The 16,332-nt window shown below is 71.7% G+C and carries 14 protein-coding genes; 3 read left to right on the top strand and 11 right to left on the bottom strand.

Annotated elements, in window-relative coordinates:
• Positions 1-27 precede the first annotated feature (27 nt).
• Both AC1DUE_RS09460 and AC1DUE_RS09455 read left to right on the top strand, forming a co-directional pair.
• A complete protein-coding gene (locus tag AC1DUE_RS09460) occupies positions 28-411 on the top strand; it encodes a MarR family winged helix-turn-helix transcriptional regulator (protein WP_477039150.1) in 384 nt (127 codons plus the stop codon).
• The gene (locus AC1DUE_RS09455; protein ID WP_477039149.1) at positions 398-1,093 is read left to right on the top strand and encodes an esterase/lipase family protein; all 696 of its coding nucleotides are present in this window, start codon (positions 398-400) and stop codon (positions 1,091-1,093) included. Before AC1DUE_RS09460 ends, AC1DUE_RS09455 begins: the two co-directional genes overlap by 14 nt.
• Here AC1DUE_RS09455 and AC1DUE_RS09450 read toward each other — a convergent pair whose 3' ends face one another.
• Entirely contained in the window at positions 1,094-1,921 is an 828-nt protein-coding gene (locus tag AC1DUE_RS09450) for an alpha/beta fold hydrolase (protein WP_477039148.1), read from the bottom strand.
• Positions 1,922-2,028: 107 nt separating this feature from the next.
• Between AC1DUE_RS09450 and AC1DUE_RS09445 the strand changes: the two genes are divergently transcribed.
• Positions 2,029-3,210 carry a YibE/F family protein gene (locus AC1DUE_RS09445; RefSeq protein ID WP_477039147.1) on the top strand — a complete coding sequence of 394 codons (1,182 nt, stop codon included), beginning with the start codon at positions 2,029-2,031 and terminating at the stop codon, positions 3,208-3,210.
• Here AC1DUE_RS09445 and AC1DUE_RS09440 read toward each other — a convergent pair.
• The 10 genes from AC1DUE_RS09440 to AC1DUE_RS09395 form a co-directional block, all read right to left on the bottom strand.
• Positions 3,181-4,380, bottom strand: coding sequence for a YibE/F family protein (locus tag AC1DUE_RS09440; protein ID WP_477039146.1), 1,200 nt, complete (start codon positions 4,378-4,380; stop codon positions 3,181-3,183). The two genes, AC1DUE_RS09445 and AC1DUE_RS09440, sit on opposite strands and share 30 nt — an antisense overlap.
• A complete protein-coding gene (locus tag AC1DUE_RS09435; protein WP_477039145.1) occupies positions 4,377-5,225 on the bottom strand; it encodes a metal ABC transporter permease in 849 nt (282 codons plus the stop codon). The genes AC1DUE_RS09440 and AC1DUE_RS09435 overlap by 4 nt, the downstream gene beginning before the upstream one ends.
• Positions 5,222-6,004, bottom strand: coding sequence for a metal ABC transporter ATP-binding protein (locus AC1DUE_RS09430; protein ID WP_477039144.1), 783 nt, complete (start codon positions 6,002-6,004; stop codon positions 5,222-5,224). Before AC1DUE_RS09430 ends, AC1DUE_RS09435 begins: the two co-directional genes overlap by 4 nt.
• Positions 6,001-6,903 (bottom strand): metal ABC transporter solute-binding protein, Zn/Mn family, encoded by a 903-nt coding sequence (locus tag AC1DUE_RS09425; protein WP_477039143.1) that lies wholly within the window; start codon positions 6,901-6,903, stop codon positions 6,001-6,003. The genes AC1DUE_RS09430 and AC1DUE_RS09425 overlap by 4 nt, the downstream gene beginning before the upstream one ends.
• A gap of 86 nt (positions 6,904-6,989) precedes the next feature.
• Positions 6,990-7,910 (bottom strand): ABC transporter permease, encoded by a 921-nt coding sequence (locus AC1DUE_RS09420; RefSeq protein WP_477039142.1) that lies wholly within the window; start codon positions 7,908-7,910, stop codon positions 6,990-6,992.
• The gene (locus AC1DUE_RS09415) at positions 7,900-8,658 is read right to left on the bottom strand and encodes an ABC transporter ATP-binding protein (RefSeq protein ID WP_477039277.1); all 759 of its coding nucleotides are present in this window, start codon (positions 8,656-8,658) and stop codon (positions 7,900-7,902) included. Before AC1DUE_RS09415 ends, AC1DUE_RS09420 begins: the two co-directional genes overlap by 11 nt.
• Positions 8,659-8,690: 32 nt before the next feature.
• Positions 8,691-9,818: an ABC transporter substrate-binding protein gene (locus AC1DUE_RS09410; RefSeq protein WP_477039141.1), complete on the bottom strand. Its 1,128-nt coding sequence runs from the start codon at positions 9,816-9,818 to the stop codon at positions 8,691-8,693.
• Positions 9,819-10,241: 423 nt separating this feature from the next.
• A complete protein-coding gene (gene glgX, locus AC1DUE_RS09405; protein ID WP_477039140.1) occupies positions 10,242-12,383 on the bottom strand; it encodes a glycogen debranching protein GlgX in 2,142 nt (713 codons plus the stop codon).
• Between the two features lie 10 nt (positions 12,384-12,393).
• Positions 12,394-13,575, bottom strand: coding sequence for an MFS transporter (locus AC1DUE_RS09400; RefSeq protein ID WP_477039139.1), 1,182 nt, complete (start codon positions 13,573-13,575; stop codon positions 12,394-12,396).
• 5 nt (positions 13,576-13,580) lie between these two features.
• Entirely contained in the window at positions 13,581-16,331 is a 2,751-nt protein-coding gene (locus tag AC1DUE_RS09395) for an MGH1-like glycoside hydrolase domain-containing protein (protein WP_477039138.1), read from the bottom strand.
• Position 16,332: the final 1 nt, after the last annotated feature.

Raw genomic sequence — 16,332 nt, 5'->3', positions numbered from 1 at the left:
CACTAACTATATCCCGGAGGAGGGGCGATGTCCGACGAGCAGCCCGACCCGCTCGCCGTCGAGGCGCAGGTCTGCCTGACGGTCTCGGCTGCGGCGCGCAGCCTCGTGGGCTTCTACCGGCCCCTGCTGGAGCCGCTGGGCCTGACGCACCCGCAGTACCTGGCGATGCTGGCCCTGTGGCAGTACGGCCCCATCTCGTTGACCGAGCTGGCGGGCCACCTGCACCTCGAGCCGGCCACCACGTCGCCGCTGGTCCGGCGCCTCGAGGCGATGGGCCTGCTGCGCCGCGAGCGGGACGCCGCCGACGAGCGCGCACTGCTCCTCGTGCTCACGGACGAGGGCCGCAAGCTCCGCGCCCAGGCCGTGCCGATCCCGCGGCATGCGGCACGATGGCCGCATGCCGGACCCTGAGACCCCGCGCCGCCCGGGCGCCGTGCGGCACCTGTGGTGGCGCGCCCGGGACTACGCGAGCGTGCTGGGCTGGCAGCTGGCCTCGTCGCGGGGTGCGGACGCGTGGGAGGCACCGGACGCACCGGTCGGGCCGCCCGTGGTGCTCGTGCCCGGCGTGTGGGAGCCGTGGCAGTTCCTCAAGCCGCTGGGGGAGCTGCTGTTCGCGCACGGCGTCCGCGTGCACACGGTCCCGGCCCTGGGCTACAACCGCCGCCCGGTCGCCGAGGCCGCGGCGGTCCTCGGTGCCTACCTGGTCGAGCACGACCTGCGCGACGTCGTCCTGGTCGCGCACAGCAAGGGCGGGCTGATCGGCAAGCTCGCGATGCTGCAGCAGGACCCCGACGGCAGGATCGACTCGATGGTCGCGGTCAACACGCCGTTCGCCGGCTCGGTCTACGCGCGCTGGATCCCCATGCGCTCGGTGCGGGCGTTCATCCCGTCCGACGCGACGATCGTGGCGCTGGCCGCCGAGGTCGAGGTGAACCGCCGGATCACGTCGGTCCACGCCTTCTGGGACCCGCACATCCCCGGCGGCAGCGCGCTCGACGGTGCTCAGGACGTCGTGCTGGACACGCCGGGACACTTCCGGCCCCTGGCCGACCCGCAGCTGCAGGCGCTCCTGCTGGACCGACTGACGGAGTGATCAGCCGCGCGGCAGCCGCAGCACCCGGGTCAGACCGGGCTGGTCGGGGTCGTCGACGATCTCCTTGTCGTCCAGCCACGACGTGATCACGTGCGCCAGCTCGCCGGGATGGCTGAAGTTGATCGCGTGCGCGGCGCCCTCGATGAGCACGACCGTGACGTGGTCGGGCGAGATGCTGCTGACCTCGCGGACGCGCCGGGGCTCGGGCATCAGCGGGTCCTTCGAGCCGATGACCGCCAGCGACGGCACCGGGACGCGGATGAGCCGCTCGAGAGACGGGAACCGCGTGAGCTCACCGAGAAGGTTCAGCGTGTTGATCGGGCCGAACTTCAGGTAGTCCGGCACGGCGACGCGCGCCATCTTCGGGCTCTCGCGCACGCCGTCGGTCGCGAGCTGCTTGAGCGCCCGGCTCAGCGGCTGGTTGTGGACACCGCCGGCCGGGGAGACCAGGACCAGCCGGTGCACCCGCTCGGGGGCGGCGTGCGCGACCTCGAGGCTGACGACGGCACCCATCGAGTTGCCGATGAGGATGGACTTCTCGAAGCCTAGGGTGTCGAGCATCTCCAGCAGCGCGTGCCCGAGCGCGGGGATCCCGAGCGTGTGCGGCGGACGCTCGCTGCGTCCGTAGCCCGGCATGTCGGGGACGAAGTTGGCGCCGCGGTCGGCCAGGAGTCGCGCGGTCGGCATCAGGTACGACCCGGAGATCCCGAACCCGTGGACGTGCACGATCGGGATGCCGCCCTCGACGTCGGGGCTGCGCCGGTAGAACACCTGGCGACCGTCGAGGGTCATGCTCGCTTCGGTCCAGGTCGCGTCGGTGCTGGTCACGTGCTGATCGTGACAGAGCGCCCGCCCGATATCGAGCCGGTCCGTGGATCAGGGTCCTCTCGGCGTGTCCGGGCCCCGGTGCCGGGCGCGCGACGGACCCTGGAACGGTGCACACCCACGACGACACGCCCGCCTCGCCGCAGGTCCGCCACCACGCCCGACGGGTGTTCGCCGCCCTCCTCGTGCCGGCGTTCCTGCTCACCGTGGTCGGCGCCTGGGTGCTGTGGCCGTCCGGCCAGCGGCCGGTCCTGCAGACGTCCGCGCCGGGCATGACGTTCCCCAAGGTGACGGTGGCCGCCGTGCACCCGGGCGAGGACGACCCGCTGAAGCAGGTCGAGGCGACCACCGCGGACGGGACGAGCGTCTGGGTGCAGGTCCCCGCCGAGTACCTGCCCGAGGTGCATGTCGGCGACGAGATCATCGCGGCGGACCTGGGCGACGCGGCCGCGCCGGGCCAGGGCCTCGTGTTCACCGACTTCGTTCGCGGCCCGCCGCTCGCCCTGCTGGCACTCGTGTTCGGTGTCCTCGTGATCGCGGTCGCGCGCTGGCGCGGGTTCGGGGCGCTCGTCGGGCTCGGGATCTCGCTCGGGGTGATCGGGGTCTTCATGCTCCCGGCGCTGCTGGACGGCCAGCCGGCGCTGCCCGTGGCCCTCGTGACGGCGTCGGCCATCATGTTCGTCGTCCTGCCGCTGGCGCACGGGTTCACGCTGCGCACGTCGACTGCGCTGGTCGGCACGCTGCTCGGCCTGCTCGCGACCGGGTTCCTGGCCGCGTGGGCGAGCGGCGCGGCGCACCTGACCGGCCTGTCCGGCGAGTACGCGCTCGACCTGATCTCGTACGCGCCGCAGGCCAGGATGAGCTCGATCCTGCTCTGCGGCATGGTGATCGCGGGGCTCGGCGTGCTCAACGACGTGACGATCACCCAGGCGTCGGCGGTGTGGGAGCTGCACGCGGGGACGCCGGACGCGTCGTGGAAGGACCTGTTCGGGCGGGGGATGCGGATCGGCCGCGACCACATCGCGTCGACGGTCTACACGATCGTCTTCGCGTACGTCGGCGCCACCCTGCCGCTCGTCCTGCTGGTGAGCATGTCCGACCGCGGGATGCTCGACGCCCTGACCAGCGGCGAGCTGGCCGAGGAGGTGGCCCGCACGCTCGTCGGGTCGATCGGCCTGGTGCTCGCGATCCCGTTCACGACGGCCGTCGCGGCGTGGGTCGTGCGGTCGGGCCGTTCGGTCAGGGCGGCGCCGGAGGACGACTCAGTGCCGGTGGCTGTGCCGGTGTCCTGAGGACGGTGCCTGCGACCGGGCGACGACCGCGGCGATCGCGGTGGTGAACGGGATGGCGAGCACGAGCCCGATCGACCCCGCGAGGGTCCGGACGATCTCCTGCGCGAACTGGCCGCCCGTCAGCGTCTGGCCGAGCGGCAGGTCGTAGATCTGCAGCAGGAGGAGGATCGGCAGGGACGCGCCCGCGTACGCGAACGCGATCGTGTAGATCGTGGACGCGATGTGGTCGCGCCCGATCCGCATGCCGCCGTCGAAGAGCGACCGCCACCCGGCTCCCGGGTCGGCGGCACGCAGCTCCCAGACTGCCGACGCCTGCGTGATCGTCACGTCGTTGAGCACGCCCAGCCCGGCCAGCACGACCCCGCAGAGGAAGACTCCGTGCAAGGCGGACGCGCCGTTGTCCCCGAGCAGGGACGCGAGCCGGAAGTCGTCCTCGGACGCGACGCCCGACAGGTGCGCGGCGTGCGCACCGAGGGCGCCGAGCCCGGCGATGAGGAGCAGTCCCGTGAGCGTCCCGACCAGGGCGGTGCTCGTGCGCAACGAGACGCCGTGCGCGAGGTACAGGACGACCACCATGATCACGGCCGACCCGCACAGGGCCAGGACCATCGCGTTCTCGCCGGCGATCAGGCCCGGCAGGACGTACACCCAGAGCACGACGAACGAGATCACGAGGCCGAGGATCGCGAGCAGGCCGCGCCACCGCGCGACGAGCGCGACGAGGATCACGAACGCGAGGGCGAACGTCGCCAGGGGCACGCCGCGCGCGTAGTCGGACCACGCCCAGGTCTGCGGGGAGCCGTCCGCGGCGGGGTAGTGCTGGACGATGATGCGGGTGCCGCCCGGGACGTCGGCGGGCGTCGTCGTGGCGGTCGCCCAGACCTCGATCGCGGTGCCCTCCTGCGGCCCCGACGTCACGGTCGCGAGCACCTTGAGGCAGGCGACCTGGTCGGGGAGCGTCCCGTCGGGGAGCCGGTCCTCGACGGTCGCCTCGCACTGCTCCTGCCGCGTGCCGGTGACCGTGGCCGACTCGTACGTGACGCCGTCGTCCCCGAGGCCGGCGATCTGTGCGGACGACGACGTGCCGTGAGGCCAGGTCAGGGCCATGCCGATGACGGCGGCCAGCACGAGCGGCCCGATCACGGCCGCGAGGACCGCGCGCGCCCTCATGAGGCGGCGACGGCCCGGGCCGCCCAGCCGAGTCGCGTCCGACGGGTCCCGACGACCCGGCAGACCACGTAGATCGCGAACGAGACGGTCGTGACGTAGGGGCTGATCGGCACCGACCCGCCGAGGGCGAGCAGGATCCCACCGACCGCGCTGGTCACGGCGAACAGGACGCTGAGCACCGGGACGACCACGGGCGACGCGCTCACGCGGACGGCCGCAGCGGCGGGTGTGATGAGCAGGCTGAGCACGAGCAGCGCGCCGACCACCTGCACGGCCATGGCGACCGCGAGCCCGAGCAGGACCATGAACGCCATCGACAGCCCCCGCGTCGGGACACCCCGGGCGGCGGCGACGTCGGGGTCGACACCCGCGAACGTCAGGGGTCTCCAGATGGCGAGGAGCCCGGCCAGGACGACCGCGGAGATGGCGACGAGCGCCGACAGGTGCGCGTCGTCGACCGAGACGATCTGCCCGGTGAGGAGGCCGAACTTGTTGGCCGCCCGGCCCGGGTAGAGCGCCAGGCACAGGACGCCCAGCCCGAGCCCGAACGGCATGAGCACGCCGATGATCGAGCTGCGGTCGCGTGCCCGGGCGCCGAGCACGCCGATCAGCGTCGCCGCGACGAGCGACCCGAGCACCGACCCGAGCACCACGTCCACCGAGAACAGCAGGGCCACGGCGGCGCCCGCGAACGAGAGCTCGGAGATGCCGTGCACGGCGAACGCGAGGTCGCGCTGCATGACGAACACCCCGACCAGGCCGCCGACGACGCCCAGCACGACCGCGGCGACGAGGGAGTTCTGCACGAGGGCGAGCAGGGCGCCGTAGTCGTCGAACCGGCTCATGCCGGCACCGGGTGGTGGGCCGTCTCGTCGTTGCCGACGATGATCACGCGGTCGCGCGCGCGCAGGACGTCCACCGGTGAGCCGTAGAGCCGGGTCAGGTTGTCGCTGGTCAGGATGTCGTCGGGCCGACCGACCGCGTGCCCGGCCGGCGCGAGGTAGAGCACCCGGTCGGTGTACGGCAGGACCGGGTTGATCTCGTGGGTCACGAAGACGATCGCCGTGCCGGTGGCCTGACGGGTGCGGTCGAGCAGCGCTGTCACCCCGTGCTGGTGACGCAGGTCGAGCGAGAGCAGCGGCTCGTCGCAGAGCAGCAGCGCCGGGTCCGTGCCCAGCGCCTGGGCGATGCGCACGCGCTGCTGCTCGCCGCCCGAGAGCATCCCCAGCGGAACGTCCGCGAGGTGCCGCGCCCCGACCGCGTCGAGCAGCTCCTCGACCCGGGTGCGGTGGCTGGTCCGGCCCGGCCCCCAGCGGTTCCCGTCGATCCCGAGGCGCACGAGGTCGCGGGCGCGCACGGGGGTGACCGGGTCGACGAGCCGCTGCTGCGGCACGTACCCCACGGCCCCGCTGCCTCGTCGCGCGGACCGCCCGAGGATCTCCAGCCTGCCCGCGGCGAGCGGCTGGAGCCCGAGGGCCGCGCGCAGCAGGCTCGTCTTGCCCGACCCGTTCGGGCCCAGGACAGTCACCAGCTCGCCGCGTGCCACGTCGAGGTCGAGGCCCGACCAGACCGTCCGGTCGCCGTAGGCGAGGCGGGCGTCGCGCAGCGACAGCACCGTGCTCACGAGGCGAGGGCCGCGCGCAGGGCCTCCACGTTCGCGGTCATCCAGGACACGTAGTCCTGGCCGGCCGGGAGCGTCTCGGTGACGGGCACCACCGGCACACCCGCGTCCTTCGCCGCCTGCAGGACGCGCTCGGTCTCGGGGCCGGTGGTCTGCGCGTTGTAGACGAGCGCCGAGACGGCGTGCGTCGCGAAGAGGTCGAGCGTCGCCTGCAGGTCGGCCGGCGGGACGTCGGTGCCCTCCTCGACGGCCTCGGAGAACGCCGCGGGCGTGCGGTCGACCAGCCCGGCGGCGTCCAGCAGGTAGCCCGGCACGGGCTCGGTGATCGCGACGCCCTTGCCCCTGGCTGTCGTCGCCAGGTCGGCGACGTCGTTCTGCAGGCCGGTCACCTGGGCCGTGAACGCGGCCGCGTTCGTCTCGAACTGCGCCGCGTGCGCGGCGTCGAGGGTGCCGAGCTCGGCGGCGAGCCTCTCGGCCAGCGCAGCGACCGTCGGGAAGTCGTACCAGACGTGCTCGTTCAGCCCGGCGTCCGCGGTCTTCCCGGACAGCTCCACGACGTTCACGAGGGCCGGCCGGTCGTCGAGCGACTTGAGCATGGTGTCGACGAAGTCGTCGTACCCGCCGCCGTTCTCGATGACGAGGTCGGCCCGGGACACGGCGAGCTGGGTCTGCGTGCTCGCCTCGTACGAGTGCGGGTCGGCCGACGGGTCCTCGATGATCGACGTGACGTCGACCAGGTCCCCGCCCACCTGCTGTGCGATGTCGCCGTAGACGTTCGTCGACACGACGACGCTGAGCCGCGCATCCGCGTCCGAGGGGTCGTCGGTCGACGTCGTCGAGCACGCCGCGAGGGCGAGGGTGAGACCGGCGGTCAGGGCGACCAGGCGGGGGAGCGAGCGCATGAGGACTCCTTGTCGTGAACGACGACAGCCCGCTGGGCTGCTTCATCGAAAACGATAGCAGTTCTCATTAGCATTTCATCGAAGGACTACTTGCGACGTCCCGTGCTCGACGTCTGGCCCGTCAGCCCGCGCGCGTGGAGCACCGAGCGCTCGAGCGGCGAGAAGACGATGAGCTCGATCGCGATGCCCACCAGGAAGATCAGGAAGATCGACACGATGACCAGCGACATGTCGTTGAGGCTGCGGCCCGTGTCGAGGAGCTGGCCGAGGCCGCCCCCGATGGACACGGTGATGAGCTCGGCCGCCATGAGCGAGCGCCACGCGAACGCCCAGCCCTGCTTGAGCCCGCCGAGGAAGCCCGGCAGCGCGGCCGGCAGCAGCACGTACCGGATCCGCGTCCAGCCGCGGGCGCCCAGCACCTGGCCGACCCGCAGGAACAGGGGCGGCACCTGGTCGGTGCCCGTGAGCAGGCCGTTGACGATCGACGGGACGGCGCCGAGCAGGATGACCGCGTACATCGTCGCGTCGGTCAGGCCGAACCAGATGATGGCGGCGGGCACCCAGGCGACCGACGGCAGGGACTGCAGGCCGGTGATGATCGGTCCGAACGCGCGGCGCAGCAGCGGCGAGGCGGCCAGCGCGGTACCGATCGCGACACCGGCGACGACCGACATCACGAAGCCGACCGCCGCGCGACGGACGCTCGTGCTCATCGCGAGCCACGCCGTGCCGTCCTGCACCGTGGTGAGGAACGTCTGCCAGGTGTCGGCCGGGCTGGGCAGCGCGTAGGGCGGCTTGAGCTCGAGCACGAACGCGATCTGCCAGACGACGACGAGGGCGACGAGCGCGGCGAGCACGGGCCAGGCCGAACGCCAGACCTGGGACAGGAACGACGGGCGCGGGTTGAGGATCGGGGTCTCGAGCGCGTCGAGCCCCGCCGCCAGGGCGCTGTCGGACGGCTTCTCGTGGACCGGGGCCGTGACCGGGGTCGTGGTCTCAGTGGCCATGGCGGGCGATCTCCTCACGCAGGTGCTCGGTGATCTCGGCACTGAGCGCGGACACGTCGGCGTCCTCGATGCGACGCGGCTGCGGGATGTCGATGCGCCACTCGCGCACCACCCGACCGGGTCGAGACGACAGCAGGACGACGCGCTGGCCGAGCCGGACCGCCTCGCGCACGTTGTGGGTCACGAAGATCACGGCGCGGCCGGTCTCCGACCAGATCCGGGTCAGCTCCTCGTGCAGGACGTCGCGTGTGATCGCGTCGAGCGCGGCGAACGGCTCGTCCATGAGCAGGAGGTCGCCCTCCTGCGCGAGCGCGCGGGCCAGCGCGACGCGCTGCCGCATGCCGCCGGACAGCTCGTGCACGCGCTTGGGCGCGGCACCGTCGAGCCGGACCAGCGACAGCAGCCGCTGCGCCTCCGTCTTGCGCTCCTTGCGGGGCACGCCGCGCAGACGCAGCGCCAGCTCGACGTTCGCGCCGGCGGAGAGCCAGGGATAGAGCGCGGGCTCCTGGAACATCAGCGCGGGCCGGCCGCCCGGCACCTCGACCGTGCCGCTGACGGGCTTGTCCAGCCCGGCGACGAGCGAGAGGAGCGTCGACTTGCCGCACCCGGAGGCGCCGAGCAGGCAGACGAACTCCCCGGGCTCGACCGTCAGGTCGATGTGCTCGAGGACCGGCGGGCGCGAGGCCTCGCCGAAGTGCTGGGTGACGTCGGTGAGGCGCGCCGCAACGGCGGCCGGGGCATCGGAGATGCCCGGGCCGCCGGCCGCCGTCGCGGTGGTGGTCACTTGCCGCCTGCTCCCAACCCGGCGTCGTCCGCCGCCTTCTGTCCGTTGGCCTCGAGCACCTGGTTGAGGAGCGTGAGGTCGTAGATGCCCGTGAGGTCGGTCTCCTTGGAGGTGCCGACCGCGACGGCGTGGTCCGCGGACGTCTGCAGGCTCGACGCGATCGGGTCGAGCGTCAGACGCAGGTTGCCCCACGCCCGGTCGAGCACACCGTCGGCCAGCGGCTTGCCGGTGAGCTTCTCGATGTTCGCGTTGGCCGCGGTCTTGGCGGCGTCCGGGTTGGCGGTGATCCACTCGTTGGTCGCGTACTCCGCCTCGATCAGCTTCTTCACCGTACCGGGGTACTTGTCGAGGTACTCGGTGGAGACGATGAGGTGCGTGGTGACGAAGTCGCCGTCCGGCCACAGGTCCTTCTCGTCGACGAGCACGTGCGCGCCGGCGTCGACCAGCCGCGAGGCCCACGGCTCGGGAAGCCACGCCCCGTCGACCTGGCCCGCCTTGAAGGCGTCCAGGGTCTGCGAGTTCTCCTGCGGGACGATGTTCACGTCCGAGGCCGCACCCGTGAGCGAGCTGCTGAGGTCCTGGTCGTCGAGCCAGGCGCGCAGGGCGACGTCCTGGGTGTTGCCGAGCTGAGGCGTGGCCAGCGTCTTGCCCTTGAGGTCTGCCGCCGTCGTGATCGAGTCGTTCACGACGAGCTGCGCACCGCCGGACGTCGCACCGGCGACGATGCGGATGGCCTCGCCGTTCGACTGCGCGAACGCGTTGATGGCCGGGTTCGGGCCGACATACGCGGCGTCGATCGCACCGCCGAACAGCGCCTCGACGGCTGCCGGTCCGGCGTTGAAGATCTCCGTGGTCAGCTTCGTGTCGCCGAGCGTCTTCTGGTAGGTGCCGTCCTCCACACCGATCAGGGGCAGCGCGTGCGTGACGTTGGCGAAGTAGCCGAGACGCAGCTCGGGGGCCTCCGCGAGCGCGGCCGGCGCGTCGTCGGTCGCGGTCGCCGACGGCTCGGCGGTCGCGCCGGCGTCCGAGGAGCAGGCGGCGAGGGAGGCGAGGACGCCCGCGGTGAGCAGGGCGGTGAAGGTGGCGGCAAGGCGGCGCGCGCGGTGCGCGGGGCGAGCGGTCATGTCAGGGTCCTTCGGGATCGAGTCGGTCGGTCAACGCGTGCGGCGGGCGGGCGACGGACATCGCCGACATCGCGCGGCAGCACGGACCGGCTCGTGCGCGACGGCACGGCCTGGGACTCGGGCAGGAACGAACAAGGTGGACGCCATGAGGGCGTTTCCTCCGCGGGGGACGGGGGTGGCGCGCGGTCCTACCAGGCCGTCGTCCGTGACGGGGGCCGGGCGGTGAACGCGCGGCCGAGGGGGGACGGGGCCGAGGGTTCAGATGCTCCGCGGACAGCAGGGGCACGCGGAAGCCATGACGACGTGACAACACGTCGAGGCGGCGCGGCTGGTCTGCATGTGACGAGGATGGCGGTCCCAGGCGTGGGGCGACACCCACGTCTCGAATATTGGACTAAGCGGGTCGGAATTTGGGACTTGTCGTCACGCCGTCGGAGGAGGGCTCGTCAGGACGAGCACCGACCAGCCGGGCACCCACACGCGCGCGCCGGCGCTCCGCGGCGCCACGACGGCGGGAGCGCCCGTCGGTTCGGACGAGTCCAGCGCCGCTGTCCAGCTCGCCCCGGGGCGGGCGTCCGGCACCGTGAACTCGACGTCGCCCGACCATCCGTTGACCAGGAGGAGCAGGTCGGTGTCGACGAGCGGCGCACCGAGGTCGTCGCGATCGGGGGCGTCCGAGCCGTCCAGGTACATCGCGACGCAGCGCGCGCGGGGGTCGGACCAGTCGGCGCCGGTCATGAACTGTCCGGTGGTCGCGTACCAGCCGATCTCCTCGGCCTGCGCGCCGGTCAGGAACCGTCGCCGCCGCAGGACCGGGTGCGCCCGGCGCAGAGCGATCAGGCGTCGGGTGAACGTCAGCAGGGTCGGGTCAGCCGTCGACCAGTCCACCCACGCGATCGGGCCGTCCTGGCAGTACGCGTTGTTGTTGCCGTCCTGGGTCCGTCCGAGCTCGTCGCCCCCGAGCAGCAGCGGTGCACCGAGCGAGGTCATCAGCGTCGTGAGGATCGCGCGGGTGCGCAGCCCGCGCAGCTTCTCGACCGCCTCGTCGTCGGTCGGCCCCTCGGCGCCGCTGTTCCACGACCGGTTGTCGGTGGAGCCGTCGCGGTTCTCCTCGCCGTTGGCCTCGTTGTGCTTCTGGTCGTAGCTGACCAGGTCGCGCAGCGTGAAGCCGTCGTGCACCGTGACCAGGTTGATCGACGCCGACGGGCGCCGGACCGAGCCGCCGAACAGGTCCGACGAGCCGGACAGCCGGGTGGCGAGCTCGCCGAGCATCCCGTCGGTGCCGCGCCAGAAGTCGCGCACCCCGTCGCGGTACCGACCGTTCCACTCGCTCCACAGCGGGGGGAACCGGCCCAGGCTGTAGCTGTCCATCTGGCCGACGTCCCACGGCTCTGCGATGAGCTTGGTCCGGCCGACGACGGGGTCCTGGGTGATCAGGTCGAAGAACGAGGCCGTGCGTTCGAAGCTCCCGTCCTCGCGCGCGAGCGTGGTCGCCAGGTCGAAGCGGAAGCCGTCCACGTGCATCTCGAGGATCCAGTAGCGCAGCGAGTCCATGATCAGCCGCAGCGTGGTCGCATGGTCGACGTTGAGCGAGTTCCCGCAACCGGTCGTGTCGACGTAGTAGCGCGGGTCGGCGGGGCTCAGGCGGTAGTAGGCGGGGTTGTCGATGCCGCGGTGGCACAGCGTGGGACCGCCGTCGCCCGCCTCTGCGGTGTGGTTGAAGACGACGTCGAGGATGACCTCGAGCCCGGCGGCGTGCAGCCGCTTGACCATCGTCTTGAACTCGTCCACCTGCCCGCCGACCAGACCGGCGCGCGCGTGCGCCGAGTACCCCTCGTGGGGCGCCAGGTAGCCGATCGTGTTGTAGCCCCAGTAGTTGGTGCGCCCGCTCTGGGCGAGAAACGCTTCGGGGACGCTGTGGTGCACAGGCAGCAGCTCGACCGACGTGACGCCGAGCTCGACCAGGTGGGCGATGACCGAGGGGTGCCCGAGCGCCGCATAGGTGCCACGCAGCTCGGCGGGGACGTCAGGGTGCAGGGCCGTCAGCCCCTTGACGTGGGCCTCGTAGAAGACCGTGTCGGCGTAGTTGGTCCCCGGGTGGACGTCCCCCTCCCAGTCGAAGGACTGGTCGACGACCACGCTGCGGGGAACGTGGGCTGCGGAGTCCAGGAGGCTCGGCACGTCGGGGGACCCCTCGGCGAACCCGAGGACCTCCGGGCCGAAGACCACCTCGCCGGTGATGGCTCGCGCGTACGGGTCCAGGAGCAGCTTGGCCGGGTTGCAGCGCAGACCCCTCGACGGGTCCCACGGACCGGTGGCACGGAACCCGTAGGGCGTGCCTGCCTCGACCCCCGGGACGAACGCGTGCCACACACCGGCGTCGTTGTCGACCAGCGGGACCTGGTGCTCGGTGCCGTCGGCGTCGAAGAGGCACAGGATCATGCCGACCGCGACGTCGGACGCCACAGCGAAGTTGGTACCCCCCGGCAGCAGCGTGGAGCCGAGCGGGAAGGCCGAGCCCGGGGTCGACCGGACAGGTACAGGAAGGGTGCCGCTGGCACTCACGATGCGGTCCTCACGAGGTGCTGGAGCGGGTGGTCCGGGCCGAGGTGATCACGAAGGCGCAGACGCCGAGAACGAGCGCCAGCACGGCGGTGCCGGCGAAGAGGGTCGACAGCGAGACGCCGGAGTCCTGCAAGGGACCGGTGCCGAAGGCGGCGACGCCGTATCCGAGCTGGTAGAACGCGATGATCGCACCGGCCGCGGCCGTCGACATGGTCACCAGCTGGCCCTGACCGAAGCTGATGGTCAAGGGCAGGAGTGCCGAGCAGCCGAGGCCCGCCAGCCCGAACGCCACGACACCGGCGACCTGACTGCCCTCCGGGAGCGCGGCGATCAGCCCGAGGGCCAGTGCGAGAACGAACGGCAGGAGCCGGTACGCGCTCGCGGCAGGGAACCGACGCTGGACGGCCGCAATGAGGAGCCGACCGACCGTCACCATGCCCCAGAACGCGCTGAGCGCGATCGAGGCAACGGTCGCGGACGCGCCGAGCCGGCCCGTCATGTCCTGCTGGGCCCAGTTGCCGTTCATCGTCTCGCAGATGCCGTACAGCACGGCCGCGGCCGCGAACAGCCAGAACCGCGCTGGTACGGAGCCGGTGGAACGTGCTGCCTGCGTGGTGGCGATCCTCAGCGGCAGCCGGGCGCTGACGACGAGCAGGAAGACCAGCAGCAGGACGGACAGCAACGGCAGCCCCCACCAGATGCCGAGGCCCACGAAGACGGCGACGAACACGGGAGCCAGCGCGGTGCCCAGGCCGAGCAGAGCGTTGAGCACGAGCACCGAGCGATCGACGCGGTCGGGGTGGAACGCGGCGGCGAAGGTGTTGAGCGCGGGCACGGTGAGCCCGAAGCCGAGGCCGACGAAGGCGGTCGCGACGAGCAGCAGGGGGAAGGCCGCCGGATCGCCGGCGAGGGGTGCGCTGACGACCAGAAGGATCATCGCAACCAGGCTGGAGACCAGTCCGGCCAGGCAGACCCGCTTCGTGCTGGACCGTCGTGCGAGCGAGCTGCCCAGCAACGAGCCCGAGATCGCGGTGACGACCTGCGGCAGGAACAGCGTCCCGTACTGGGTGCTCGACAGGTCGTACTCGTCGGACGACGTGAAGATCGTGCTGGCGGCGGGGAACGTGACGAGCACGATGCCCTGGACCAACCCTGCGGCGTTGACGACCCGTGACTCGAGAGCGGAGGCCATGGCCGCTACCGCGTGGGTGGGACGGGGTTGGTCGGGGCAGGTCCGGGCGGGGCCGTGCTGGAAGGGACCGGGCTGGAGGGCAAGTGCAGGAGATCGCTCAGCGACGCGACGCCGGACCCGGGCCTACGCCGGATCAGGTCCGCGACGAGCCCCGTCCAGCCGGTCTGGTGGGTAGCGCCGAGTCCCGCCCCGTTGTCGCCGTGGAAGTACTCGTTGAACTGCACGAGCCCCTGCCAGTGCGGGTTGTCCCGGAACTGGGGGACGTAGCCGTAGCAGGGTCGACGTCCGTCGTCGCCGAGCGTGAACAACGAGATCAGTCGGGTCCGCAGGTCCTCGGCGACCTCCGTGAGCGACTTGTGCACACCCGAGCCCGTCGGGAACTCGACGCGGGCGTCGTCGCCGAAGAACGTGCCGTAGACCCTGATGGAGCTCGCGAGCAGGTAGTTCAGCGGGAACCAGATGGGACCCCGCCAGTTGGAGTTGCCGCCGAACATCGCGGTCGTGGACTCGGCGGGCTCGTAGTCGATGCTCGCGGTGAGCTCGCCGATCTCGAGCACGTACGGGTGGTCCCGATGGGTGGCCGAGACGGCGCGCAGGCCGTAGGGCGAGAGGAACTCGCTCTCGTCGAAGAGCCGTGAGAAGAGCCGTTCGATGCGCTCGACACCCACGACCCCGATCAGCATCCGGCGGTCGCCGGGGGTGCCCCGGACGGCGCCGCTGCCCGGGGTGAGGTTCGCCGGGTCCAGGGCATCGCCCAGGAGGTTGGCGAAGCCCTTGCCGAGGGTCCCCACCTGCGAGATGAGCGACTCGTCGATCACCAGCCCGGCGAGGACGGGCAGCACACCGACCATCGAGCGCACCTTCACGGGGATGCGCTGACCGTCGTCGAGAGCGATGCGGTCGTAGAAGAACCCGTCGGTCTCGTCCCAGAGCCCCTGGTCGTCCAGGGCGTTCTTGATCAGGGCGAAGTGCTCGAGGAACTTGATGGTCAGGTCCTGCGTCGGCTGGTTGCCCCGGCGGCGCAGGACGAACGCCATCGTGGCCATGTGCAGCGAGTACAGGCCCATCCACGCGGTCGCGTCGGACTGCTGCAGGACGCCCTCGACCGGCAGCCTGTCGCGGTCGATCGGGCCGATGTTGTCGAGCCCGAGGAACCCGCCCTCGAAGAGGTTGGACCCGTCGGCGTCCTCGCGGTTGATCCACCAGGTGAAGTTGACCAGCAGCTTGTCGAAGACGCGCCGCAGGAAGTCGAGGTCGGTGCCCCCGTCCACCGCGAACACCTCGAGTGCGGCCCAGGCCTGGACCGGCGGGTTGAGGTCGTCGAACGACCACTCGTACGCGGGCAGCGCTCCCGTGGGGTGCTGGAACCACTCGCGGCAGATCAGGACGAGCTGGTACTTGGCGAACGCGGGGTCGATGTGCGCGAGGGCGACGCAGTGGAACGCCAGGTCCCACGCCGCGAACCAGGGGTACTCCCACGGGTCGGGCATCGACATGATGTCGAAGGCGTCGAAGCTGCGCCACGTGCTGTTCCGCCCGGTCTTGCGCGACTCGGGGGGCACCGGCTGCCCGGGGTCACCGTCGAGCCAGCGTCCGACGTCGTACGCGTAGAGCTGCTTGGACCAGAGCATCCCGGCGAAGGCCTGACGCATGACGAGTGCCTCGTCGGCGCTCGTGCCCGCCGGCGTCAGCTCGGCGTAGAACTCGTCGGCCTCAGCGCGGCGCAGCGCGGTGACGGCGTCGAACGACGACCCGAGCGCCGGGCGCGCCCCGCCGCGCGGCCGCAGCCGCAGACGCAGCTCGACCGTCTGCTGCGACGCGACCTCGACCTGGTACCAGGCCGCAGCCTTGGTACCCGAACGCCGCGGGTCGACCGTGTCCGCGCCGTGCAGGACGTGGTCGTTGATCCCGTCCTTGGGGTAGGCCGGGCTCTCGTCGACGTCGAAGAGCTTCGCGGCGTTGGTCTCGTTGTCGCAGAAGAGCAGTGGGGGAGCGACGCCGTCCGGTCCGGGACCGACGACGAGCTCCAGGTCGCCGAACAGCGGGTGGTCGATGTCGATCGACGACCCCTCGCCCGCCCGCAGCTGCGGCTTGGGCTCGTCGTCGCCCCACGACCAGGTGTTCCGGAACCAGACCGTCGGCAGGACGTGCAAGGTCTCCGTGTCGGGTCCGGCGTTGGTGACCTGCACCGTCATCAGCACGTCGTGCGGGCCGTCCTTCGTGTACTCCACCTCGACCGCCCAGAACCGGTCGTCGTCGAAGGCTCCGGTGTCCAGCAGCTCGTACTCGGGCTGGAGCTTGTCCCGTCGGCCGTTCTCGGCAACGAGCTCCTCGTACGGGAACTCTCCCTGCGGGTAGTGGTAGCGCCAGCGGTTGAGCGCGTGGCTCGGGAGGGCGTCCTTGAACCACCAGTACTCCTTGACGTCCTCCCCGTGGTTGCCCTGGTTGCCCGTCAGGCCGAACATCCGCTCCTTGAGGATCGGGTCGGAGCCGTTCCAGAGCGCCAGCGACAGGCAGAGGCGCTGCTGTATGTCGCTGAAGCCGGCCATACCGTCCTCGCCCCACCGGTAGGCACGCGAGCGCGCCTGGTCGTGCGGGAAGTGGTCCCAGGCCTCGCCGTCGGCGCTGTAGTCCTCGCGGACGGTGCCCCACTGGCGCTCGCTGAGGTACGGGCCCCACAGGTACCAGTCGCTGGCGTGGAGCAGCCCGTCCTCGAGCTTCCCGAACGAATTGACGCGATCCCGCTCGGCGCCCACG

This window comes from Cellulomonas sp. P4_A2, assembly GCF_056402515.1.
This window is presented reverse-complemented; position numbering and strand designations above follow the sequence as displayed.

What these genes read in the sequence shown, in the direction of transcription:
- AC1DUE_RS09460 (WP_477039150.1), top strand. Translation starts at nt 28, where the DNA reads ATGTCCGACGAGCAGCCCGACCCGCTCGCCGTCGAGGCGCAGGTCTGC.
- AC1DUE_RS09455 (WP_477039149.1), top strand. Translation starts at nt 398, where the DNA reads ATGCCGGACCCTGAGACCCCGCGCCGCCCGGGCGCCGTGCGGCACCTG.
- AC1DUE_RS09440 (WP_477039146.1), bottom strand. Translation starts at nt 4,380, where the DNA reads ATGAGGGCGCGCGCGGTCCTCGCGGCCGTGATCGGGCCGCTCGTGCTG.
- AC1DUE_RS09435 (WP_477039145.1), bottom strand. Translation starts at nt 5,225, where the DNA reads ATGAGCCGGTTCGACGACTACGGCGCCCTGCTCGCCCTCGTGCAGAAC.
- AC1DUE_RS09425 (WP_477039143.1), bottom strand. Translation starts at nt 6,903, where the DNA reads ATGCGCTCGCTCCCCCGCCTGGTCGCCCTGACCGCCGGTCTCACCCTC.
- AC1DUE_RS09420 (WP_477039142.1), bottom strand. Translation starts at nt 7,910, where the DNA reads ATGGCCACTGAGACCACGACCCCGGTCACGGCCCCGGTCCACGAGAAG.
- AC1DUE_RS09410 (WP_477039141.1), bottom strand. Translation starts at nt 9,818, where the DNA reads ATGACCGCTCGCCCCGCGCACCGCGCGCGCCGCCTTGCCGCCACCTTC.
- AC1DUE_RS09400 (WP_477039139.1), bottom strand. Translation starts at nt 13,575, where the DNA reads ATGGCCTCCGCTCTCGAGTCACGGGTCGTCAACGCCGCAGGGTTGGTC.